The following is a 22480-nucleotide window of genomic DNA, read 5'->3' on the forward strand; positions in this document are numbered from 1 at the left end:
TGTAGGCTATTAATATTGCTTCATCGATCGTTACCAGACCGTCAAACGGGGTATTTTTGAAACAGGATTCTGAAGAACTGACTTAGGCAGGAATAAATAACTGAGGCACTTTCTTTAGTTATTTAATATTAAATTAACAATAAACCACATTAATAGTCACAATAGGAAAAATAAAAAGCCGTTTATTCCTTATGGTATAAACGGCTTTTTTGGAACATGACTGACTCAATGGAGCACGGTCACCGCATCCTTAAGACGTCCGGCGCGATGCTTCACCATGGCAGAAATGTGCGCGCTCTCCTCCACCAGATCGGCGTTTTTCTGCGTGATGCTGTCAAGTTCAGCCACCGCACGGGTTAACTCTGATAATCCGGTTGCCTGCTCGGAGGTCGCGTGGCTGATCTGGGCGATAAGCTGCGTCACGTTTTTCACCTGCACAACGATATCATCCATCGTACGGCCCGCAGCGTGTACCTGCTCAGAGCCGGACTGCACCTTGCTGGCGCTGGCATCAATGAGTTTACGAATATCATTAGCCGCACTGGCGCTGCGGCTGGCAAGATGGCGGACTTCGCCCGCGACCACGGCAAACCCTTTACCCTGCTCGCCTGCCCTTGCCGCTTCAACCGCCGCGTTCAGCGCCAGAATATTGGTCTGGAAAGCGATATCGTTAATCAGAGAGGTAATCGAGCCAATTCGCTGCGTGCTGTCGGCAATGTCATCCATCGTTTTAACGACGGTCTGCATCGCATTGCCCCCTTTCGTTGCCGCGCTGCTCGCGGCCACGGAGAGTTTGTCCACCTCGGCGGCGGTTTCGGAGTTACTCTGAACGGACGCGGCCATCTGGTTCATTGTCGCGACGGTCTGCTGCACGTTCGCGACGGTCTGACGCGTACGATCGTTCAGATCTTCATTTCCCTGCGCCAGCCTGTCGCTGCCGTCACGGACGCTCACCACCTGGCTCGACACGTCATTGATCAACCAGCGGCACATCAGGCCAAGCTGCCCTACCGCGCGCAGCGTCAGGCCCAGCTCGTCGCTGCGGTTCAGGTGCTGCACGCTATTGCGCTCGCCGGTGGCGACCTTCAGCGCCTGTCGAGCCACATTCTCGATCGGGCGGACAATCTGTTGCTCAAACAGCAGCGTTCCCAGCAGCATCACCACCGCGGCCGCGGCGAGCGGCGTCCAGCCTGCGGAGGTCGCGGCCAGCGTGGCGGCGAGTACGGCAAAGAGCACCGCCATCACGCTGCGCACGCGCCAGCGCAGCGGCATGGCCGGCAGTTTACCCAGCCAGCCCTTTCCCACCACCAGCCCTTTGTGAATACGTTTTTTACAGCGCCCGTCGTTCAGCGCCCGGTAGAGCGGCTCCACGGCGGCGATCTCTTCCGCTGTGGCTCTGGTGCGAATCGACATATAGCCCGTCACCTGCCCACGGCGCACCATCGGCACCGCGTTAGCACGCACCCAGTAGTGGTCACCGTTTTTGCGCCGGTTTTTGACAATCCCGCTCCACGGCTCGCCCTGCTGCAGCGTGTACCACATATCGGCAAACGCGGCTTTTGGCATATCGGGATGGCGCACCATATTGTGCGGCTGGCCCGTCAGCTCATCGAGCTGGTAACCGCTCACCTGCACAAAGGTGTCGTTGGCGTGGGTAATGTAGCTGTGGATGTCTGTGGTAGACATTAAGGTGGTGTCATCGTCCAGAGGATATTCATTCTGGGTGACATAGGTTGGAGAGGACATGGCGTGCATCCCTTGCAGGTTATTTGAATGTTAATTTTGTGGGTCATTGTTTTTTCGGCGGTAAACAATTTATCTTTAGTTGTTAAACTTGATGGAGATCGCAGATTTGACTTAAACCATACTTTTTGTGCGATTTTTTAATCCATTGATTTCAAATACTTTCGCAGAGAAATTACCCACAAAGCATGACTCGTTAATGCCCGCTTAAGTCGCAGCGTATGCACTTCTTTAGTGCAGCGGCGCTTTTACCCCCTTCCTTATACTCTCTGCCCCGTACCGCTAAATCTCGTTTGGCTTCTATCGGCATGATTAAATATTGTGCAACATTATTTTAACCTGGCGTTTATCCCGATTTTCGTTAAGGCATCTGAAGTGGCGTAATCCCTGCAATACTTAAACCAGTATCATGTGATACGCGATCCCCGGGAGCACATTTTGAACAGGTTACCTTCCAGCGCCTCGGCTCTTGCCTGTACCGCGCACGCACTGAATCTCATTGAGAAGCGAACGCTTGATCATGAGGAGATGAAACAACTTAACCGAGAGGTCATCGATTACTTTAAAGAGCATGTCAATCCAGGGTTTCTGGAGTATCGCAAATCTGTTACCGCCGGCGGGGATTACGGAGCCGTAGAGTGGCAAGCGGGAAGTCTGAACACGCTTGTCGACACCCAGGGACAGGAGTTTATCGATTGCCTGGGAGGTTTTGGAATTTTCAACGTGGGGCACCGTAATCCAGTTGTGGTTTCCGCCGTACAGAATCAACTTGCGAAACAACCTCTCCATAGCCAGGAACTGCTCGACCCGCTTCGCGCCATGCTCGCGAAAACGCTGGCGGCCTTAACGCCCGGCAAACTGAAATACAGCTTCTTTAGCAACAGCGGCACGGAATCGGTCGAAGCGGCGATTAAGCTCGCCAAAGCGTACCAGTCGCCGCGCGGGAAATTCACTTTCATCGCCACCAGCGGCGCGTTCCACGGTAAATCCCTGGGCGCACTGTCGGCGACCGCGAAATCCACCTTCCGCAAACCGTTTATGCCACTGCTGCCGGGCTTCCGCCACGTGCCGTTCGGTGACATTCACGCCATGCGCACCGCACTGAGCGAATGCCGTAAAACCGGCGATGACGTGGCGGCGGTGATCCTGGAGCCGATTCAGGGTGAAGGCGGCGTCATCCTCCCTCCGCAGGGCTATCTGCCTGCCGTGCGTCAGCTGTGCGATGAGTTTGGCGCGCTGCTGATCCTCGACGAAGTCCAGACCGGGATGGGGCGTACCGGCAAGATGTTTGCCTGCGAGCACGAGAACGTTCAACCGGACATTCTGTGCCTGGCGAAAGCGTTGGGCGGCGGCGTCATGCCGATTGGCGCAACGGTGGCTACCGAAGAGGTGTTCTCGGTGCTGTTCGACAATCCGTTCCTGCATACCACCACCTTTGGCGGTAACCCGCTGGCCTGTGCGGCGGCGCTGGCGACCATCAACGTGCTGCTGGAGCAAAACCTGCCTGCGCAGGCGGAGCAAAAAGGCGACATGCTGCTGGATGGCTTCCGCCAGCTGGGCCGTGAATTCCCGGATTTGATCCAGGATGCGCGCGGCAAAGGGTTGCTGATGGCCATTGAGTTTGTTGACAACGAAATCGGCTACAGCTTCGCGAGCGAGATGTTCCGCCAGCGGGTGCTGGTGGCCGGCACGCTCAACAACTCAAAAACCATCCGCGTGGAACCCCCGCTGACGTTGACGATTGAGCAGTGTGAGCAGGTGCTGAAAGCGGCGCGTAAAGCGCTGGTGGCGCTGCGGGTAAAAGTGGAAGAAATATAATTATTCCTCTTTTCTTTTGTACGGTCCGGGAACAGAGTTGACAGATATTGACTTCATTCCCGGACCGTACAGCTTTCGCAAGAAGAGGTGACTTTAGCGCCGACGCGAATCATTTCAATTTGTAATCAAGTATTCCATAATGAAAATGAATAGCCTCTTCCCTTGACGTGTAATTTCAGCCCGAAATTAAATATTTAATCTTTACTGTAAGACAACACTTAATAATACACTCCAATTATCAATCTCAGCGATACAAACCCGCAAAATTTCACCGCGGCGAGTGTTTACTGTACTAATTCATACTAAAAATTAATAAAGATAAAGTTAAAAATACATTTAGAATTTCTAATTTAAAATGAGAAACCAACAGATTGATATAATATTTATCAGCGCATAAAATAATTCCCCGGAACATCATGAGAATGTGCGAAACATATTTATTGTATAATGCTGTATATCAAGGCTTTTAAACCAGCATTATTTGATTCAGGTATTTACAATTTTGTTTCAACTTGACAGAGAACTGTTTATTTAAAAGGATTTGTATGAAAAAGCATGTCTTAGCAATGGTTGTTGCGGCCACAATGGCAAGCGCTGTAACCATGAATGCACAAGCGGAAAGCACAACGGTAACGGTAAGTGGTGGTACCGTTAACTTCGTAGGTCAGGTTGTGAATGCAGCGTGTTCAGTCGCTGCAGACTCCGTCGACCAGACCGTAATTCTTAGCCAGGTTCGTACCGTAAAACTGACTGAAAGCGGAATGCTGGCCAATCAGAAAGAAGATTTCCACATCAAGCTGGAAGACTGCGACACGTCCGTGAGCCAAAATGCAGCCGTCATTTTTAACGCCCAGCAGGATGCCACTCAGCCGGGTGCGATGGCGAATACTGCGGGTGCAGGGTCTGCGCTGAACGTTGCTCTGCAACTGTTTGGCCCTGACGGTAAAAAACTTGACCTGGGAACCACGTCTTCAGCGATCGGTCTGATTAACGGTGAAAATATCATTCCACTGAGCGTTGACTATATCGCGACTGGCGCGGCAACACCGGGTAACGTAGCGTCTACGGCAACTTTCCAGATGGTTTATTCCTGATCTGGACGGAAGGTTGTTGAACCTCCTTCACACCCCGGTGTGAAGGAGGTTTTTTCAATGTAAACACGCATTTTTATATGTATTGAATACAGAGGATTAAACGAAATACGGTGTCCTGTGTATTCAGTTATATATTTAAGAAAGTGAAATATAAATGACACGAATTACTCCAGCAACTTTTATCAGCCAGCTGATTACTCATTGTTTCTTATTAGCCGCTTCAATGCTGACTATGGCTCACGCTGGTGGTATCGGCCTTGGCGCAACGCGAATCATTTATCCGCAGGGTGATAAGCAGATTTCGTTGCCTGTTACGAATACTTCCGAGAACAATGCCTTTTTAGTGCAATCCTGGGTAGCAAATGCTGACCAGTCTAAATCTCAGGATTTTATTGTTACTCCCCCACTTTTTGTGATGCATCCAAAAAAAGAAAACACTGTGCGAATAATGTACGCTGGACCGGATCTGCCTACGGACAGAGAAAGCGTCTTTTTTTTCAACAGTAAAGCCATCCCGGCGGTCGATAAAAGCAAGTTGCAGGGAAATACGCTGCAGATTGCGACCCAAAGCGTTATTAAGCTTTTTATTCGTCCTAAAAAGTTACCGACGCCGTCCATTGATGCGCCAAAGACGCTGCGTTGCGCGCTGGCTAACGGCAAACTGACCATCAAAAACCCATCGCCTTATTACGTTTCTCTGGTTCAACTCAAAGTCGGAAGCGCGAAATTAACAAACACAATGGTTTCGCCCATGAACAGTCTGGTCATTGATCTCCCGGCAGGAAGCGGGAGCCAGGTGAGTTTCCAGACGGTTAATGATTTTGGTGCTACCACACCTGTTCAGTCATGCCCTGGAGCATAACGTTCCCGAAAAAACACGAACATAGCGCGTTGAAGCAGGCAGGAAAAATGAAGTGTCGTAAGTATCAGACAAGGATTGTCATTCATCGTTTGGCCCCTCTCACACTGGCCATGCTCGGTGCCTTATCATCCGTTAGCGCGGATGCAAACTATTATTTCAACCCTGCCTTCCTCTCAAGCGATCCTGCTGCGGTTGCGGATTTATCCCGTTTTAGTACTTCAGGTCAGGCGCCCGGGGTTTACCGCGTAGACGTCTGGCTGAATGACAATTTTATCGCCACGCGCGACATCACCTTTAATATTCGTAAGGTGTCAAAACCCACAGATGATGATACGGGGCTCGCGCCCTGTTTATCGCTCAAATCACTGGATGCAATGGGCGTTAATGTCGATGCATTTCCAGGCTTGAAAGACGAAAAAGAGAGCCAGTGTGCGGACTTACCTTCTGCCATCCCTGCGGCCAGCACCCTTTTTGATTTTGAACGGCAACGCCTGGATATCAGCATCCCGCAAGCTGCGCTGCGTAATAACGCACGTGGTTATATTCCTCCAGAACAATGGGATGAAGGGATCAATGCCCTGTTGCTGAATTACGACTTTACGGGTTCACACAGCCGTAATAGCGGCGATCATGGTTCGACAACCGACAACTACTTTTTAGGAATGAACAGCGGGTTTAACCTGGGTCCCTGGCGACTGCGGGATTTTTCCACATGGAACTACAGCAGCAGCGGTTCAGAGACTTACACAGACTGGCAGCACATTAAAACCTACGTCGAACGTGCCGTTATCCCACTGAAGAGCAAGCTCACAATAGGTGAAAATTACACAACGTCGGATATTTTCGATAGCCTGCCGTTTCGGGGAGTGCAGATCAATTCGGATGAAAACATGCTGCCGGATAGCATGAAGGGTTTTGCCCCCACCATTCGCGGGATCGCGAAATCCAATGCGCAGGTGACGGTTAAACAAAACGGTTACACCATCTATCAAAGCTATGTCCCGCCAGGCGCATTTGCGATTACCGATCTTTACCCCACCTCATCCAGCGGCGATTTGAATGTCGAGGTAAAAGAATCTGACGGAACGATCAACAGTTACTCCGTACCCTATTCTGCGGTTCCGGTTTTACAGCGTGAAGGTAGCGTAAAATATTCCGCTACCGCTGCCCGTTATCGCAGTAGCAGCGATCAGCAAGAGGACGTGAACTTTGTCCAGGGAACGCTCATCTGGGGTTTACCCAAAGGGTTTACGGTTTATGGCGGTTCTCAGCTGACGGAAAAATACGCCGCCTTTGCCGCCGGTTCCGGCGTAAACCTGGGTAACTTTGGTGCTGTCTCGGCCGATTTCACCCATGCCCAAAGCGAACTGAGCGACGGTAGCTCACACAGCGGGCAATCAATACGTTTTTTATATGCAAAATCGCTGAACAACGTTGGAACCAACTTTCAGCTGTTAGGTTATCGCTACTCAACATCCGGTTTTTATACGCTGGATGAAACCACCTATAAGCAGATGAAAGGGTATATCGGCCAGGACGATCCGAATAACGGCACCGAAGACCATGAGCCCGTGTGGAATGATTATTACAATCTCTACTACACCAAACGCGGTAAGTTACAGGCCAATATTTCCCAGCAATTGGGTCAGGCCGGGTCGATTTTCCTCAACGGCAGTCAGCAAACATACTGGCATACCGATGAAAAAAACACGCTTCTGCAGCTAGGCTATAGCGGAACGGCAGCAGGCGTGAGCTATAACCTGACGTATAACTACAATAAAGCGCCAGGCATGAGCAACAGCGATCGCATTTATTCGTTAACGCTCTCATTCCCGCTTAATCTCTGGCTCCACCCGGGTGGAGACGTGACCAAACGTTTAAACAGCATTTATACCACTTACGGCATGAGCGCCGATGATAATGGTAGGGTTACCAACACAGCGGGCATTAACGGAACGCTGCTTGAGGATAATAACCTGAGCTACAGCGTTCAGCAGGGTTATCAAAATCAGCATGCCGGTGCCAGCGGTAGCGTCAGTACGGAATATGATAGCGCCTACGGTAATGCAAACCTGGGGTACAACTACAGTAATAACGGCGACTACCAACAGATAAACTATGGCCTCAGCGGCGGTATTGTCGCCCACCGCAATGGCATTACCTTGAGCCAGCCGTTAGGCGATACCAATGTCCTGATCGCAGCGCCAGGCGCAAGCAACGTTAAGGTTGAAGACGGACCCGGGATCCACACTGACTGGCGAGGCTATGCCGTTGTGCCGTACGCCAGCGCATACCACCGTAACCGTATGGCGCTGAATACCAACTCCCTGAGCGACGACCTGGACATTGACGAGGCCGTTACCCAGGTTGTTCCCACCCAGGGTGCCCTTGTACGCGCGACCTTCAAAGCCCGATCCGGCAATCGTGCCATGATCTCATTAATTCATAACGGTCAACCGGTGCCCTTTGGTGCCATTGTCACGCGCGGTGATGAAGGGGGAGACACGATTGTAGGCGAGAACGGCGAAGCTTATCTGTCAGGGCTGGGCTCAACAGGCACCCTGACGGCGCAATGGGGCGACACCCGCGATAAAAAGTGTATTGCGATCTATAAGCTAACTGAAACAAAGCAGTCCCTCGTGCGTTTAAAAGCGGAGTGCCGATAGGTGAAATTACGTATTTTTATTTTATTACTGAGTCTTGTCACGTCAGCGAAAAGCCTGGCGGTGATCTGCCATAATTTTTCAAATAGCATTACGATTGTAAATTACGATCTGTCAACGACGTTGACCAAAGAAGAAAACCAGCTGGGAAAGGCTGTTGAACTGATTAAGTCACAGGATGTGGGCGTCGAAGCCATTTGCGCGCAACACCCTGACGGGGATTCTCGAACCTATCGTTCATACCGAAGCCCCTTTCCGGTTATCTTTACAGAAGATCAGTGGAAATATATGAGCCTCGACCCAACCTATATCGCGGGGGCGATGCGCATTACCGACTCTGATATTGGTGATTATTATCCCCCTGCGGATTACATCCATATGGGGAAAGACTGGAGGGTCGATAAAGAAGATCTTAACGAACCCTTTTCAGTATATGATTCCAATCTGGTGTTCAGAATAAAAATTGTCAAACCGTTTATTGGCACGGTGATTATCCCCAATAAAGTGATGTTCAATGTTTATGTTACAACAACGAACACTGACCCGCTGAATACTATTGTTTATCAAATTACGTACAACGGCGCCGTAACCGTGCCGCAAAACTGCGTCATTAATGCGGGACAGGTGATCACTGTTGACCTGGGAAAACTAAACAGTTCTTCCTTCACGACCGTCGGTGAGAAGCCGTATAACGCGCCGGTAAAAACCTTTAACGTTCCTGTCGAATGTAATGCGGACGTGATATCACCCGCGCATCTCACGCTTCGACTGGTGGCAACAGCAGACACGCACGTTAGCCAGGCGCTTGCAACCGATAATAAAGATGTTGGCGTCGTGGTAACCAACGAAAATGGCACCGTCATGATCCCTAACGACACGTCCAGTGTCGCTGATTTTATTACTGATGATACGGGCCATGCCGATGTAACGTTAAAAACCTACCCTATCAGCACCACAGGCAATGCTCCAGCAGAAGGTGTTTTCACAGCTCTGGCATGTTTACGTATCGATTTTGCGTAAGGGGTGAATAATGAAAATCGTTTATTTTTTCCCGCTGGCGATGCTGTTTTCCGGAATGCCGGTCACCTATGCGGATGATGGCGCGTCAATTAACCTCCAGATATTCGGCACCATTATTGGTGAGTCTTGTGATGTTGATGTGAACAGTAAAGAACAAACGGTTGATCTGGGCGACTTTGACGCATCGGAATTTCCAGTACTGGGAACAACGTCGCCAGAAAAAGCGTTTACCATCGACCTGAATAATTGTTCACGTGCCATCCAGGGAACAAAAGTCTGGTTCAGCGGTACGCCCGATAGTAATAATCCCGATCTGTTAGCCCTGAGCGACACGGGTAAAGGCACGGCCACCGAAATGGCGACCGGCGTTGGCGTAGAGCTTCTCAATGCCGAACTGAATCCAATCAAGATAAATAATGTGGAATCAGCAATCTATCCGTTAAAGCAAGGCGATAATAGCCTGACGTTTAATTTACGGTATAAATCCACTCTGCCAGCGGTTACGCCTGGGAATGCAACGGCCATTATGTATTTTGATTTGCTCTATCAGTAGGATGCGGAAATGAAAAAAAAATTAACAATGATATTCACCGCGCTTTTTCTGGTGGCATTGTTTTCTGAATGTACACTGGCGCACGACGGTACAATTTATATCACTGGCGTTATCCATAAAAAGACGTGCACTATCGCGCCTGACTCACAGACGCTGACGGTCCCAATGGACAGCGTTCAAAGCCTCTACTTCACCCAACCGGGTATGGGGGCCGATTATCACCCGTTTGCCATTAATGTGGAAAACTGTGCCGGAACAGAAGGCTCCGTCAGTATTACCTTTGATGGCACACCCGACACGGTAAACCCCGATTTGCTCACGCTCATCGGCGGTGAAGGCTATGCGACGGGCATCGGTGTAGGTATTTACAATCAGGACAAATCGCTGATTTCCATCGGAAGTAAAAGCCAGGACGTCTTGATTATCCCTCATCAAAGCGACGCCATTCTGCATTTTTACGCCCGCTACATTGCCACTGCCAGTACCGTCACCACGGGGACGGCAAATGCGACGACGACATTTATTCTTAATTATGCGTGAACGTTTATTCCCGGCGACGATGCTGCTTCTCTTTTTATTCTCGATGACCGTGCCCCAGGCAAGGGCTGGGGTCACGATCGGTGGAACACGTTTTGTCTATCCGGAACGAGAGAAATCAATCAGTTTTTCTGTCCGTAACCCTTCTGACGCTTCTTACCTGATCTACACCAAAGTCGAGCCAGGCGGCCTCTGGGCAGGCTCTGAAACCCCGCCCGGGTTGCAATCGGCATTTGTCGCCACGCCACAGCTGTTTTCATTGCATCCTGAACGTGAAAACACGGTTCGCCTGATATTTACGGGAGGCGTCATACCTGAAGATCGCGAAACGCTGTTCACGTTAAGCGTTTCGGCCATTCCTTCTGCGAACAAGCACTCCGCAGGCGTTCAGACTGCAGTGCGTTCACGCTTTAAACTTTTTTATCGCCCCGCCGGGCTCACCGGTAATCCTGATGATGCTTATCAGGCTCTACGCTGGTCGCGAAGCAAAAGTAAGGTCGTCGTGTATAACCCGACGCCTTATTACATCACGCTTTATCAGCTCAGCCTCGGGGGGAAGAACATACCCGACGGCGGCGTTGTCGCCCCTTTTAGCAAGCGCGAGCTCGAAGGCTGTAAAGACGCCGCGCTGTGCCAGGTACGCTGGCAAACGATTAATGACTATGGCCGCATTATGCCTGTTCGAATGCAAACACTTTTGCCGTAGTCCAGTTCTTACTCTTTTTACGGAATAATAGTATGAAAGTCCCTACCATCCTTTGTCGCCTTTCAGTCCCCCTTGCTGCGGCACTTGTTTTCTCCACCGCAACGCAGGCAGAGCCCGCCACGCCCCAGCAGATCGAGCAAACAGGAAAAGCGGCAGAAGCCTATTTCGCTGCACACCCTGAAAAAATAGGGGAAATTGTCTCGACCTATCTTGCCGAGCATCCTGAGTTTTTGGTTGCGGCGGGCGAAAGCCTTCGCCAACGTCAACAGATAGCCCAGCAGCAAGCCATGGTACAAAATGCCGTGATCCATCGCGATCGGTTACTTGCCGCCGGCGATCCCGTCGTCGGCCCCGTTGACGCAAAAGCCGCCGTGGTGGCTTTTGTGGAGGAAAACTGTGTGAACTGCAACATCACACAAGAGCTTATCCATGCCAATCCGGATGTGCGTTTTATCTTTAAAAAATTGCCTTCAGCCGGGTCGGCAAACAAAGCATTACAGGAAAACGTGACGCTAGTGAAGCAGATCGGTTTTACCAACATGCCAGCGTTTGTCGTTTTGCCTCAGGAAAAAGATCCCGTCATTCAGCGCATTAGCGTTATGTCCGGCAATGTTTCTGCTGATGCATTAATCATGGCGATTCAGAAAGCCAAAGGATAGCCCGAACGCTTTTCTTTCCGATGACGCGCAAAAGCACGTCATCGGACACGAGGTTACTCCGGCAACAGCCCGACGAAGCTGCGTTTTTTGCGCGGCTCCGACATCAGCTCCTCAAGCTTGTCCACGCACGCCAGGTAGTGCGGGGTTTGCTTATGCGCCAGCACCGCCTCTTCGTCTTTGTAGGCCTCGTAGATAAAGAACCGGGTTTTCACGCGTGGGTCCTGCAGCACGTCAAAGCGCAGGTTCCCCGGCTCCTTGATTGCGCCTTCGTGGTTGGCGCGAAACACCTCCAGAAACTCGTCTACCCGCTCGGGCTTAATGTTGATCTCCACCAGCGTCACATTCATTTTGCTTCTCCCTGTTTCTCTTCCTGCCAGAACTGGAACGCATCGCGGGCATTCCAGTTCTCGTGAACCACTTTTTTCACCGCCTTCAGCATGGCGAGCGGCGCGCTGGACTGGAAGATGTTGCGCCCCATGTCCACGCCCGACGCGCCCTGGTCAATCGCCCGCCAGCACATCTCCAGCACCTCGTGCTCCGGCAGCTTTTTGCCCCCGGCGATGACAATCGGCACCGGACAGCTGGCGGTCACTTTTTCAAAGCCTTCATCCACGTAGTAGGTTTTGACGAACTGCGCCCCCATTTCGGCGGCGATGCGGCTGGCCAGCGAGAAATAGCGCGCGTCCCGCGCCATCTCTTTCCCCACGCCCGTCACCGCCAGCGTCGGCATGCCGTAGCGCGCCCCCGCGTCCACCAGCTTGATGATGTTATTAATCGACTGATGCTCAAACTCGCTGCCGATATAGACCTGCGCCGCCACCGCGCAGACGTTCAGGCGCAGGGCATCTTCCATCGCCACCGCCACGCACTCGTTGGACAGTTCCCCCAGGATTGAGTTACCGCCGGAGGCGCGCAGCACGACCGGTTTATTGGTCGCAGCAGGCACCTGGCTCCTGAGGATGCCGCGGGTACACATCAGCACGTCGGTTTCACCAAACAGCGGCGCAATGGAGAGATCGATACGCTCAAGGCCGGTGGTCGGCCCCTGAAAGTAGCCATGGTCAAAGGCCAGCATCACCGTACGGTTACTCTGCGGGTTAAAGATGCGCGCCAGGCGGGACTGCATGCCCCAGTCCAGCGAGCCACAGCCCTTCAGCGTGAACGGCACATTCTGCTGCGGCGTGCCGATGCCAAAATCCTTACCGTCTTTGATATCGTCTAAATCAGCCATTTGCTCCCCCGTCAGAAATCGTATTTGTTGATGTTCTCTTTGGTGAACACCACCCGCTCCGGCAGCAGCACGATGCCGTTGCCCTTCGCCTCATACTGGTAGCCCTGCACGCTGTTCGGCTCGACCTTCAGCGCCCCGATGTTTTTTACGTCCACGCTGTCGCCGACGTTAAGATCGCCTTTTTTCAGCAAACGATCGGCGACATTGACCGCAATTTTGCCCTGTTGCACCACGTCCCACAGGCCAAAGGCCTTCACCGTGCCGCGCTCAACGTACGGACGCATCACGTTTGGCGTGCTGAAGCCGACAATCGCCACCCCTTCCCGCTTCAGGTTTTCCGCCGCCTGCGCCGCGGCCGGCAGGGCGTTGGCGTCCGGGGCGATGATCGCATCCAGATCCGGATACGCTTTTAAGATCCCCTCGGCGGTTTGCAACGATTTGGTGGCGTCGTTATAGCCAAACTGGGTGGTGACGACCTGCCACTGCGGATGATCTTTCTCGATTTTAGCCTTCGCCTCTTTCACCCACTGGTTCTGGTCGGTGACGGTCGGGCTGGAGTAGAAGAACGCCACTTTGGCATTCGGTTTAGTGACCTGCTTGCCCGCCATGTCCACCAGCAGGCCGCCCAGCTGTTCCGGCGTCCCCTGGTTGATGTAGATGCTGCGGCACTCCGGTTTGGTGTCTGAGTCCCAGGTCAGAACCTTAACGCCGCGCTGCATCGCGCGCTTCAGCGCCGGACACAACCCGTCCGGCGACACGGCGGAGACGATAATGGCGTTATAGCCCTGGTTGACGAAGTTATTGATGAGCTGCACCTGGCCGGAGACGCTCGGCTCGGTCGGACCGTCATAGGTGACGTCCACGCCAAGATCTTTCCCCGCCTCTTTCGCGCCGTTGCCGCCGCTGGTGAAGAAGCCGACGCCCACCAGCTTCGGGATAAAGGCAATGCGGTCCGCCGCCTGCGCCGAGGCGAAGCTGAGGGCCATTGCCAGGACGAACAGTTTTGTTTTCATCTTACGCTCCGGATAGTTTTCTAAAGAGAGATCGCACCCATTCGCGGTGCAGACTCAGCGAACGTCCCATCACCACCACAACCAGCAGCGCCCCTGACAGCGCGCTCGACACCTGGTTGGGGATGCCGACCATCTGTAAACCCTGCTGCAGATACCCCACCAGCAGCGCCGCCAGCGCCGTACCGACAACCGAACCTGACCCGCCGTAGATATTGGCCCCGCCGAGCACGGCGGCGGTGAGCGCAGGCATCAGTAAATCGCGCCCCAGATCCGAACGCGCGGAGCCGAAATAGGAGACCATTACCAGCGCGGCAATCGCCGAGGCTACGCCTACCAGGCCGTACAGCACGTAGGGCATGCCGTTCACCGACAGCGCCGCATAGCGCGCCGCGCGCGGGTTCTGCCCAATCAGGAACAGATGGCGCCCAAAGCGCCCGCGGTGGGTAATGAGCCAGAAGAAGAAGGTGATAGCCGCGAACAAGACCAATGGGATCGGCAGGCCAAATACCGTGAGGTTAGCGAAGGCGGTAAAGCTGTCCGGGAAGCCGCCGATGCCCTCGTAGCCCGTGGCCCCCGCCATGCCGGAGAGCAGCAGCGCCCCACCGCCGTAGAGGTAGAGCGTGCCGAGGGTAATCACCAGCGGGCTGATGCCGGTGTAGTGGATCAGTGCCGCGTTTACCAGCCCGCACAGCAGTCCCAGCAGCAGCGTCAGTGGAACGGCGACCGCCATCGGCCACCCGGCCTGCATCATCACCCCCAGCGCAATCGCGCACAGGCCGATGGTCGAGCCGAGGGAGATGTCGATCCCGCCGCTGATAATCACCAGCGTCAGCGGCAGCGCCACGATGCCAATGCAGATAAAATCGCTGGTGCTGAACAGCAGCATGTTGATGTCGAGCATGCGCGGGTTGATGGCGCCGAAAAGCAGGATCTCCAGCACCAGCAAAATGAGCAGCGCGCTTTCCCAGTTAAGCCTCATTTACGCCACCTCTTTTTTGCGTTTGGGAAAGGGGGTGACGTGCTTTCCCCCTTTGTTACCCGGCTGGAAGCGACCATACTTCAGCGCCCGCTGATGCCGCGCCAGCGCCTGGCGCAGACGCCCGTCGAGCACCAGCACGCCCAGCAGCACCAGCCCGGCGATAAAGTCGTTCCACCAGGCCGGAAGCCTGAACAGCACCAGCACGGTGTCGATTTGGGTGAGGAAGAACGCACCGAGCAACGCGCCAATCAGCGTGCCCGTGCCGCCCAGCAGCGAAATACCGCCGAGGACGCAGGCGGCGATGGCCTTCATCTCCAGCCCGCTGCCGGTCTGGTTGGGCACAAAACCAATCTGTGCGGCAAAGACAATCCCGGCGCAGGCCGCCAGCATGCCGTTGAGGGTAAAGGCGATCATGCGGGTGCGGTTCACCGCTACGCCCAGCTGCCGCGCGGCGGCGAGGTTATCCCCCACCGCGTAGAAATCACGCCCGAACGCGGTGCGCGACAGCGTCCACGCGCCGGTGACCACGATCATCAACACCACCATGCCAAGGGGCGACACGCCGATGGCCGCAGGCTCAGAGAGCGATTTCAGCCCCGGCGGCAGCCCCTCAATCCACTTCCCGCCGGTCCAGAGCAGCATCGCTCCACGGTACAGCCCCAGCGTGCCGAGGGTGGCGACAATCGCCGGGATGCGCAGCCCCACCACCAGCAACCCGTTGAACGCCCCGGCCAGCGCGCCAACCATGAGCGCGAAGAGAATGGAAACGGGCAGGCTGTAGCCGCTGTTGAGCGCCACGCCGACGGCAATGGCGGACAGCCCGACGGTTGAACCCACGGAGACGTCGATATTGCGGGTCAGCATTACCAGCGACGCGCCGATAGCCAGCAGGATCAGGATCTGCGAGCTGGCGAAAATCATCCCCAGCGTTTGCAGGCTGAAGTAAGAGGGATTAAGCGCCACCAGCACGGCGAACAGCGCCAGAATGGCGAGAAACGCGCTCAGCTCGCGGTTTTTCAGTAAGATCTTCATGCTTGCCCTCCAAACGCCAGCGCCATCATGCGATCGAGGCTGACGGCATGGCGCGGCAGCTCGCCGCTGAGCACGCCCTGGTGCATCACCAACACGCGGTCCGCGAGGCCCGGAAACTCATCAAGATCGCTTGAGATCATCAGTACCGCCACGTTCTGCGCCGCCACGCTTTTGATGAGCTGGTAGATATCGGCGCGCGCCGAGACGTCCACGCCGCGCGTCGGTTCATCGACGATCAGCAGTAAAGGATTGGCCTCCAGACAGCGCGCCAGCAGCACTTTCTGCTGGTTGCCGCCGGAGAGCGTGCGCACGGTTTGATCCGCATGGTTGAGCTTGATCCCCAGCGCCCGGTGATAGCGCTCCACGACCGCAGACTCCCGCTTGCGCTGCTGCCAGAGCGACGGCTCGTTCAGCGCCACGGTGTTCCAGCGGATCGGCGCGTCGAGGAACAGGCCGGACACCTGCCTGTCTTCCGGCAGGTAGACCAGGCCTCTGTTTAGTCGCGAGCGCACCGGCTCGTTGGCGATCTCCTGGTTCTCCAGCCAGATGCGTCCCCCGCGTACCGGCCGCAGGCCGTAGAGGGTTTCCGCAAACTCGGTGCGCCCGGATCCCACCAGCCCGGCCAGGCCGACGATCTCACCGGCGTAGATCTCAAGGCTCAGATCGATAAACCCTTCCCCGGTGAGATCCTCCACCCGCAGCACCGGGAAATCCTGCGGCTGGGTGCGACGGTTGCCTGGCAGCGCCAGCCACAGCTTTTGCGTATCGCTCAGGGATTTCTCCCGGCTCACCGGCGTCATGGCGGCAATCAGGGCGTTATCGTCGAACTGCGCGGTTTCACCGCTCAGCACCACCGCGCCGTCGCGCATCACCGAGACGTGGCTCGACAGCACGCGAATTTCCGGCAGCTTATGCGAGATAAACACGATCCCGACGCCGAGTGCCTGCAGGGCGCGGATCTGGCGGAACAGCCGTTCGGTTTCGCCCGGCGTGAGGGAGGCCGTAGGTTCGTCGAGGATCAGGATCCGGGCGTTGCGCATTAATCCGCGCAGGATCTCCACCATCTGCTGATCCGCCACTTCCAGGGTGCTGGCGGCGGCGTCGAGGTTGAGCTGGCACTGCAGCTGCTCAAGTTTTTCCGCCAGCCGCTTTTCCCGATCGCGTTCGCGCGGCAGGCGGAACAGGATATTTTCCCGCACCGTCAGGTTAGGGAACAGCAGCGGCTCCTGCGGCACGAGGTAAATGCCGAGCCTGTGCGCCTGCACGGGCGTCAGCCGCGCATATGACTGCCCCTCGACAGAAAGTTCACCGCCGTCCGGCGTCTCGACCCCGGCGATGATCTTCATCAGCGTCGATTTTCCCGCGCCGTTTCCGCCCATCAGCGCGTGCACCTGGCCCGCAAGCAGCGTGAAATCAATGCCTTTTAGAACCGGCACGCCTGAGAACTGCTTGCTGATATTCCGCGCGTCGAGAAGTGAGGTCATCATCGCTCCGCTATTGAACAAATGATTTTTAGATTTAATAATGTTCAAAAGCGTAGACGGTGAACTATATTTACAACCGTGCAGGGATCACAGTTTTATCGATTGAGATTCAGATAAACCAGAAACGATCGAAATGATCCGTTTTGTCGCGTGGCTCACACTTTCCCTTCGCGCCATTACGAACATATGATCTAAATTTTTATAAGAGTTCAACTATGAGCGATAAACGCACTGCGGAAGAAGGACGGTTTGCCGGGCTGGCGCTGGCGGAAGAGGAGCTGGTGGCGCGCGTGGCCTGGTGTTACTACCACGACGGGCTGACCCAGAACGATATCGGCGAACGCCTCGGGCTGCCGCGATTAAAAATCTCCCGTCTGCTGGAGAAAGGCCGTCAGTCCGGGGTGATCCGCGTGCAGATCAACTCCCGCTACGAGGGCTGTCTGGCGCTGGAAACCGAGCTGCAGCAGCGCTTTGGCCTGAAGCTGGTGCGCGTGATGCCTGCCTTAAATACGCCGCCGATGAACGTGCGGCTGGGCATTGGCGCAGCGCAGTCGCTGATGGGCGTGCTGGAACCCGGCCAGCTGCTGGCGGTGGGGTTCGGTGAAACCACCATGAGCAGCCTGCAGCACCTGAGCGGTTTTATCAGCTCACAGCAGATCCGCCTCGTGACGCTGTCCGGCGGCGTCGGGCCGTACATGACCGGTATCGGCCAGCTGGATGCGGCCTGCAGCGTCAGCATGATCCCTGCCCCGCTTCGCGTGTCATCCGCAGAGGTGGCCGGGATCTTAAAACGCGAAACCAGCGTGCGGGACGTGATCCTCGCAGCCACCGCCGCCGACGTCGCGGTGGTGGGTATTGGTTCAGTGAACCAGCGCCGCGATGCCACGATCCTGCGCTCCGGCTACATCAGCGAAGGTGAACAACTGATGTACGCCCGCAAAGGCGCGGTCGGCGATATTCTCGGTTATTTCCTCAATGCCGAAGGGGAGTGCGTCGAGGAGCTGGAGATCCATAAAGAATTACTCGGCGTCTCGCTTGATGAGCTGGCGCAGCTGCCCACCATCGTTGGCGTGGCCGGAGGGGAAGAGAAAGCCGATGCGATTTATGCCGCACTGAAGGGTCGCCGTATCAATGGCCTGGTGACGGAGGAGACGACAGCCCGCGCGGTGCTGGCTCTGGCCAAGTAAGAGCCCGCCCTGCGCTAACAGCGAGGCAAGCTCATGAGTTACCTTTTAGCGTTAGATGCAGGGACCGGCAGCGTTCGCGCCGTGATTTTCGATTTGCAGGGCAACCAGATTGCCGTCGGCCAGGCCGAGTGGAAGCACCTGAGCGTGGAAAACGTGCCGGGCTCGATGGAGTTCGACCTCGAGACCAACTGGCGGCTGGCCTGCCAGTGCATTCATCAGGCGCTGACGCGCGCGAATCTGGGCGCGGCGGATATTCAGTCCGTCGCCTGCTGCTCCATGCGCGAAGGGATAGTGCTTTACGACCGCAACGGCGAGGCCATCTGGGCCTGCGCCAACGTTGACGCCCGCGCCAGCCGCGAGGTGGCCGAACTCAAAGAGATCCACGACAACCATTTTGAATCCGAAGTGTATGACGTCTCCGGCCAGACGCTGGCGCTGAGCGCGATGCCGCGCCTGCTGTGGCTGGCACACCATCGTCCGGATATTTACCGCAGCGCCGCCACCATCACCATGATCAGCGACTGGCTGGCAGCGAAGCTCTCCGGCGAGCTGGCGGTCGACCCGTCTAACGCGGGCACCACCGGCATGCTGGATCTCTTCTCCCGCGACTGGCGTCCGGCGCTGCTGGACATGGCCGGGCTGCGCGCCGATATTCTCTCCCCGGTAAAAGAGACCGGCACCGTGCTGGGCGCTATCACCCGAGAGGCCGCACAGCAAAGCGGCCTGCGCGAAGGCACGCCGGTCGTCATGGGCGGCGGCGACGTGCAGCTGGGCTCTCTGGGTCTGGGGGTAGTCCGCGCCGGACAAACGGCGGTGCTGGGCGGGACCTTCTGGCAGCAGGTGGTGAACCTGCCGCAGGTGCGCACCGACCCTGGCATGAACATTCGGGTGAACCCGCACGTGATTCCTGGCATGGCGCAGGCGGAGTCGATCAGCTTCTTTACCGGGCTGACCATGCGCTGGTTCCGCGACGCCTTCTGCGCCGAGGAAAAGCTGATTGCCGAGCGGATGGGGATGGATACCTATTCTCTGCTGGAAGAGATGGCCAGCCGGGTGCCGGCGGGCTCCCACGGGGTGATGCCAATCTTCTCCGACGCCATGCATTTTAAGCAGTGGTACCACGCCGCGCCGTCGTTTATTAATCTCTCCATCGACCCGGAAAAATGCAATAAAGCGACGCTGTTCCGCGCCCTGGAGGAGAACGCGGCGATCGTCTCGGCCTGTAACCTGGCGCAGATTTCCCACTTCTCCGGCGTGACGTTTGAAAGCCTGGTCTTTGCGGGCGGGGGCTCGAAAGGTGCGCTGTGGAGTCAAATCTTAAGCGACGTTACCGGGCTGCCGGTGCGCGTGCCGGAAGTGAAAGAGGCCACGGCGCTGGGCTGCGCGATTGCGGCAGGCGCTGGCGCGGGGCTGTTTGCCGATATGGCCTCGACGGGCGAGCGGCTGGTGAAGTGGAGCCGAGAGTTCACGCCGAACCCGCAGCACCGCGAGCTTTACGACGGCATGATGCAGAAATGGCAGGCGGTATATGCAGACCAGCTCGGGCTGGTGGACAGCGGGTTGACGACGTCGATGTGGCAGGCGCCGGGGTTAGTAAAAACCCATCCCCCTCTCCCCATAGGGGAGAGGGAAAAAACCAGATCGAGTTGATTCTTTAAGGCCGCACCGGCCAGTCCCCTCTCCCCTCCGGGGAGAGGGTTAGGGTGAGGGGAAGTTCTTTGAGATCTATCACAATCATTCGATCCCGCTTTTACCTTTCCGCTGCCGCTGGCTAAATTAGTAACTCATCCGACCACATAACAATAATTTTACACTGGAAGAGACTATGAGCCGCTACCCGTCGTTATTCGCCCCCCTCGATCTGGGGTTCACCACACTCAAAAACCGCGTGTTGATGGGCTCGATGCACACCGGGCTTGAGGAGCATCCGGACGGAGCCGAGCGTCTGGCAGCCTTCTATGCCGAACGCGCCCGCCATGGGGTAGCGCTGATAGTCACCGGCGGCGTGGCCCCTGCCCCTTCCGGCGTCGGCATGGAGGGCGGCGCGGTGCTGAACGATGCGTCACAGCTGCCACACCACCGCATTGTGACCGACGCGGTACACAACGAGGGCGGTAAAATCGCCCTGCAAATTCTGCACACCGGACGCTACAGCTATCAGCCGAATCTGGTCGCGCCATCGGCCATTCAGGCGCCGATTAACCGCTTCACTCCGCATGCCCTGAGCCACGACGAGATCCTGGCGCTGATTGACGACTTCGCCCGCTGCGCGGCGCTGGCGCGTGAAGCGGGCTACGACGGCGTTGAGGTGATGGGGTCTGAAGGCTATCTGATTAACGAGTTTCTGGCCGCCCGCACCAACCAGCGCGACGACGAATGGGGCGGCGACTATGCCCGCCGGATGCGCTTTGCTGTAGAAGTCGTGCGCGCCGTGCGCGAACGCGCGGGCGCGGATTTTATTATCATCTTCCGCCTGTCGATGCTCGACCTGGTGGAGGGCGGCGGCACGTTTGACGAAACCGTGCAGCTGGCGCAGGCGATAGAAACCGCGGGGGCCACCATTATCAACACCGGCATCGGCTGGCACGAGGCGCGCATTCCGACCATCGCCACGCCGGTGCCGCGCGCGGCGTTCAGTTGGGTGACGCGCAGGCTGAAAGGGAAAGTGTCTGTTCCGCTGGTCACCACCAACCGCATTAACGATCCGCAGGTGGCGGACGATGTGATTTCACGCGGCGATGCTGACATGGTCTCGATGGCGCGCCCGTTCCTGGCCGATGCCGAGCTGCTGTCCAAAGCGCAAAGCGGCCGTGCGGATGAGATAAACACCTGCATCGGCTGTAATCAGGCATGCCTGGATCAGATCTTCGTCGGGAAAGTGACCTCCTGCCTCGTCAACCCGCGCGCCTGCCACGAAACCAAAATGCCGGTGATCCCGGCGACAGCGAAAAAACGCCTGGCGGTTGTCGGCGCAGGGCCTGCGGGCCTGGCGTTTGCGGTCAATGCCGCCTCGCGCGGCCACAGCGTGACGCTGTTTGATGCGCTGGGGGAGATTGGCGGGCAGTTTAATATCGCCAAACAGATCCCCGGCAAAGAGGAGTTCTACGAAACGCTGCGCTACTACCGCCGGATGATCGAGCTGACGGGCGTCGAGCTGCGGCTTAACCAGTTTGTCCACGCGGCGGATCTGACTGATTTCGATGAGGTGATCCTGGCGAGCGGGATCGTACCGCGCACGCCTGCGATCGAGGGTATCGATCATCCAAAAGTGCTGAGCTATCTCGACGTGCTGCGTGACAAAGTACCGGTTGGCGAGAAGGTGGCGATTATCGGCTGCGGCGGGATCGGCTTTGATACCGCTATGTATTTGAGCCAGCCGGGCGAGGCGACCAGCCAGAACATTGCTGAGTTTTGCGTCGAATGGGGCATTGATACCAGCCTCAGCCAGTCCGGCGGCCTGCGCCCCGAAGGGCCGCAGCTGCCGAAAAGCCCGCGCCAGATCGTGATGCTGCAGCGTAAAGCCAGCAAGCCGGGCGAAGGGCTGGGCAAAACCACCGGCTGGATCCACCGCGCTACCTTGCTCTCACGCGGGGTGAAGATGATCCCGGCGGTCAGCTATCAGAAGATCGACGACGAGGGGCTGCACGTCACGATCGGCGGCGAGCCGCAGCTGCTGCGCGTGGATCATGTGATTTTATGTGCCGGGCAGGAGCCAAAGCGCGATCTGGCGGATCCGCTGCGCGAGGCCGGTAAAACGGTGCATCTGATTGGCGGGTGTGACGTGGCGATGGAGCTGGATGCGCGGCGCGCGATTGCGCAGGGGACGAAATTAGCTCTGATGATCTAGAACATTGCCGGGCGGCGCTGCGCTTGCACGGCCTACGGGTCCGAGGCCATTG

19 protein-coding genes are annotated in these 22480 nt (G+C 56.1%); 12 read left to right on the forward strand and 7 right to left on the reverse strand.

The window, feature by feature from the left end; all coding sequences use genetic code 11:
- Positions 1-225: 225 nt before the first annotated feature.
- Positions 226-1746: a PAS domain-containing methyl-accepting chemotaxis protein gene (locus tag ACMGGQ_RS17915; protein WP_047072884.1), complete on the reverse strand. Its 1521-nt coding sequence runs from the start codon at positions 1744-1746 to the stop codon at positions 226-228.
- A gap of 435 nt (positions 1747-2181) precedes the next feature.
- Here ACMGGQ_RS17915 and ygjG point away from each other — a divergent pair, with 435 nt between their 5' ends.
- The 9 genes from ygjG to ACMGGQ_RS17960 all read left to right on the forward strand — a co-directional run bounded on the left by ygjG (position 2182) and on the right by ACMGGQ_RS17960 (position 11655).
- The gene (gene ygjG / locus ACMGGQ_RS17920) at positions 2182-3561 is read left to right on the forward strand and encodes a putrescine aminotransferase (protein ID WP_053076392.1); all 1380 of its coding nucleotides are present in this window, start codon (positions 2182-2184) and stop codon (positions 3559-3561) included.
- A gap of 545 nt (positions 3562-4106) precedes the next feature.
- A complete protein-coding gene (locus ACMGGQ_RS17925) occupies positions 4107-4655 on the forward strand; it encodes a fimbrial protein BcfA (RefSeq protein WP_048028925.1) in 549 nt (182 codons plus the stop codon).
- A gap of 223 nt (positions 4656-4878) precedes the next feature.
- Positions 4879-5517, forward strand: coding sequence for a fimbria/pilus periplasmic chaperone (locus ACMGGQ_RS17930; RefSeq protein WP_223540593.1), 639 nt, complete (start codon positions 4879-4881; stop codon positions 5515-5517).
- A 47-nt stretch (positions 5518-5564) separates the two neighbouring features.
- Entirely contained in the window at positions 5565-8183 is a 2619-nt protein-coding gene (locus tag ACMGGQ_RS17935) for a fimbrial biogenesis usher protein (RefSeq protein ID WP_420290364.1), read from the forward strand.
- On the forward strand, positions 8184-9200 hold the full coding sequence (locus ACMGGQ_RS17940; RefSeq protein ID WP_045910051.1) for a fimbrial protein: 1017 nt from the start codon (positions 8184-8186) through the stop codon (positions 9198-9200). It abuts the gene before it with no gap.
- A 10-nt stretch (positions 9201-9210) separates the two neighbouring features.
- A complete protein-coding gene (locus ACMGGQ_RS17945) occupies positions 9211-9753 on the forward strand; it encodes a fimbrial protein (protein ID WP_420290365.1) in 543 nt (180 codons plus the stop codon).
- 9 nt (positions 9754-9762) lie between these two features.
- Positions 9763-10293 (forward strand): fimbrial protein, encoded by a 531-nt coding sequence (locus ACMGGQ_RS17950; RefSeq protein WP_052714386.1) that lies wholly within the window; start codon positions 9763-9765, stop codon positions 10291-10293.
- Positions 10259-10996: a molecular chaperone gene (locus ACMGGQ_RS17955; RefSeq protein WP_235830453.1), complete on the forward strand. Its 738-nt coding sequence runs from the start codon at positions 10259-10261 to the stop codon at positions 10994-10996. The genes ACMGGQ_RS17950 and ACMGGQ_RS17955 overlap by 35 nt, the downstream gene beginning before the upstream one ends.
- A 32-nt stretch (positions 10997-11028) precedes the next feature.
- Positions 11029-11655 (forward strand): hypothetical protein, encoded by a 627-nt coding sequence (locus ACMGGQ_RS17960; RefSeq protein ID WP_420290366.1) that lies wholly within the window; start codon positions 11029-11031, stop codon positions 11653-11655.
- Between the two features lie 53 nt (positions 11656-11708).
- Here the strand turns inward: ACMGGQ_RS17960 and lsrG are convergent, their stop codons facing one another.
- The 6 genes from lsrG to lsrA are packed head-to-tail and all read right to left on the reverse strand — an operon-like array spanning position 11709 to position 17394.
- Complete coding sequence (gene lsrG, locus ACMGGQ_RS17965; protein ID WP_003862606.1) at positions 11709-12002, reverse strand: (4S)-4-hydroxy-5-phosphonooxypentane-2,3-dione isomerase; 294 nt, start codon at positions 12000-12002, stop codon at positions 11709-11711.
- Entirely contained in the window at positions 11999-12886 is an 888-nt protein-coding gene (gene lsrF, locus ACMGGQ_RS17970; protein WP_420290367.1) for a 3-hydroxy-5-phosphonooxypentane-2,4-dione thiolase, read from the reverse strand. Before lsrF ends, lsrG begins: the two co-directional genes overlap by 4 nt.
- A gap of 11 nt (positions 12887-12897) precedes the next feature.
- Positions 12898-13899, reverse strand: coding sequence for an autoinducer 2 ABC transporter substrate-binding protein LsrB (gene lsrB, locus ACMGGQ_RS17975; protein WP_420290368.1), 1002 nt, complete (start codon positions 13897-13899; stop codon positions 12898-12900).
- Position 13900: 1 nt separating this feature from the next.
- Complete coding sequence (lsrD, locus tag ACMGGQ_RS17980; protein ID WP_334755453.1) at positions 13901-14878, reverse strand: autoinducer 2 ABC transporter permease LsrD; 978 nt, start codon at positions 14876-14878, stop codon at positions 13901-13903.
- Positions 14879-15910 (reverse strand): autoinducer 2 ABC transporter permease LsrC, encoded by a 1032-nt coding sequence (lsrC, locus tag ACMGGQ_RS17985; protein WP_420290369.1) that lies wholly within the window; start codon positions 15908-15910, stop codon positions 14879-14881.
- Entirely contained in the window at positions 15907-17394 is a 1488-nt protein-coding gene (gene lsrA / locus ACMGGQ_RS17990; protein WP_262751694.1) for an autoinducer 2 ABC transporter ATP-binding protein LsrA, read from the reverse strand. Before lsrA ends, lsrC begins: the two co-directional genes overlap by 4 nt.
- A 215-nt stretch (positions 17395-17609) precedes the next feature.
- Between lsrA and lsrR the strand changes: the two genes are divergently transcribed.
- The 3 genes from lsrR (at position 17610) to ACMGGQ_RS18005 (ending at position 22428) form a co-directional block, all read left to right on the forward strand.
- Positions 17610-18581, forward strand: coding sequence for a transcriptional regulator LsrR (lsrR, locus tag ACMGGQ_RS17995; protein ID WP_003862617.1), 972 nt, complete (start codon positions 17610-17612; stop codon positions 18579-18581).
- Positions 18582-18614: 33 nt separating this feature from the next.
- Positions 18615-20231, forward strand: a complete 1617-nt coding sequence (gene lsrK / locus ACMGGQ_RS18000; RefSeq protein WP_420290370.1) for an autoinducer-2 kinase — start codon at positions 18615-18617, stop codon at positions 20229-20231.
- 175 nt (positions 20232-20406) lie between these two features.
- Positions 20407-22428 carry an FAD-dependent oxidoreductase gene (locus ACMGGQ_RS18005; RefSeq protein ID WP_196352786.1) on the forward strand — a complete coding sequence of 674 codons (2022 nt, stop codon included), beginning with the start codon at positions 20407-20409 and terminating at the stop codon, positions 22426-22428.
- The last annotated feature ends 52 nt before the right edge of the window (positions 22429-22480 follow it).

Origin of the sequence: Enterobacter sp. BNK-13 (assembly GCF_048685015.1) — a bacterium.
GTDB classification, from domain to species: Bacteria; Pseudomonadota; Gammaproteobacteria; order Enterobacterales; family Enterobacteriaceae; genus Enterobacter; species Enterobacter quasiroggenkampii.

Bases quoted from the DNA above. Each gene is read 5' to 3' on its own strand.
- lsrA (WP_262751694.1), bottom strand. From the start codon at position 17,394: ATGACCTCACTTCTCGACGCGCGGAATATCAGCAAGCAGTTCTCAGGC.
- ACMGGQ_RS17955 (WP_235830453.1), top strand. From the start codon at position 10,259: ATGCGACGACGACATTTATTCTTAATTATGCGTGAACGTTTATTCCCG.
- ACMGGQ_RS17950 (WP_052714386.1), top strand. From the start codon at position 9,763: ATGAAAAAAAAATTAACAATGATATTCACCGCGCTTTTTCTGGTGGCA.
- ACMGGQ_RS17960 (WP_420290366.1), top strand. From the start codon at position 11,029: ATGAAAGTCCCTACCATCCTTTGTCGCCTTTCAGTCCCCCTTGCTGCG.
- lsrF (WP_420290367.1), bottom strand. From the start codon at position 12,886: ATGGCTGATTTAGACGATATCAAAGACGGTAAGGATTTTGGCATCGGC.
- ACMGGQ_RS17935 (WP_420290364.1), top strand. From the start codon at position 5,565: ATGAAGTGTCGTAAGTATCAGACAAGGATTGTCATTCATCGTTTGGCC.
- lsrK (WP_420290370.1), top strand. From the start codon at position 18,615: ATGAGTTACCTTTTAGCGTTAGATGCAGGGACCGGCAGCGTTCGCGCC.
- lsrR (WP_003862617.1), top strand. From the start codon at position 17,610: ATGAGCGATAAACGCACTGCGGAAGAAGGACGGTTTGCCGGGCTGGCG.
- ACMGGQ_RS17925 (WP_048028925.1), top strand. From the start codon at position 4,107: ATGAAAAAGCATGTCTTAGCAATGGTTGTTGCGGCCACAATGGCAAGC.
- lsrD (WP_334755453.1), bottom strand. From the start codon at position 14,878: ATGAGGCTTAACTGGGAAAGCGCGCTGCTCATTTTGCTGGTGCTGGAG.
- ACMGGQ_RS17945 (WP_420290365.1), top strand. From the start codon at position 9,211: ATGAAAATCGTTTATTTTTTCCCGCTGGCGATGCTGTTTTCCGGAATG.
- ACMGGQ_RS17915 (WP_047072884.1), bottom strand. From the start codon at position 1,746: ATGTCCTCTCCAACCTATGTCACCCAGAATGAATATCCTCTGGACGAT.
- ACMGGQ_RS18005 (WP_196352786.1), top strand. From the start codon at position 20,407: ATGAGCCGCTACCCGTCGTTATTCGCCCCCCTCGATCTGGGGTTCACC.
- lsrC (WP_420290369.1), bottom strand. From the start codon at position 15,910: ATGAAGATCTTACTGAAAAACCGCGAGCTGAGCGCGTTTCTCGCCATT.
- lsrG (WP_003862606.1), bottom strand. From the start codon at position 12,002: ATGAATGTGACGCTGGTGGAGATCAACATTAAGCCCGAGCGGGTAGAC.
- lsrB (WP_420290368.1), bottom strand. From the start codon at position 13,899: ATGAAAACAAAACTGTTCGTCCTGGCAATGGCCCTCAGCTTCGCCTCG.
- ACMGGQ_RS17930 (WP_223540593.1), top strand. From the start codon at position 4,879: ATGCTGACTATGGCTCACGCTGGTGGTATCGGCCTTGGCGCAACGCGA.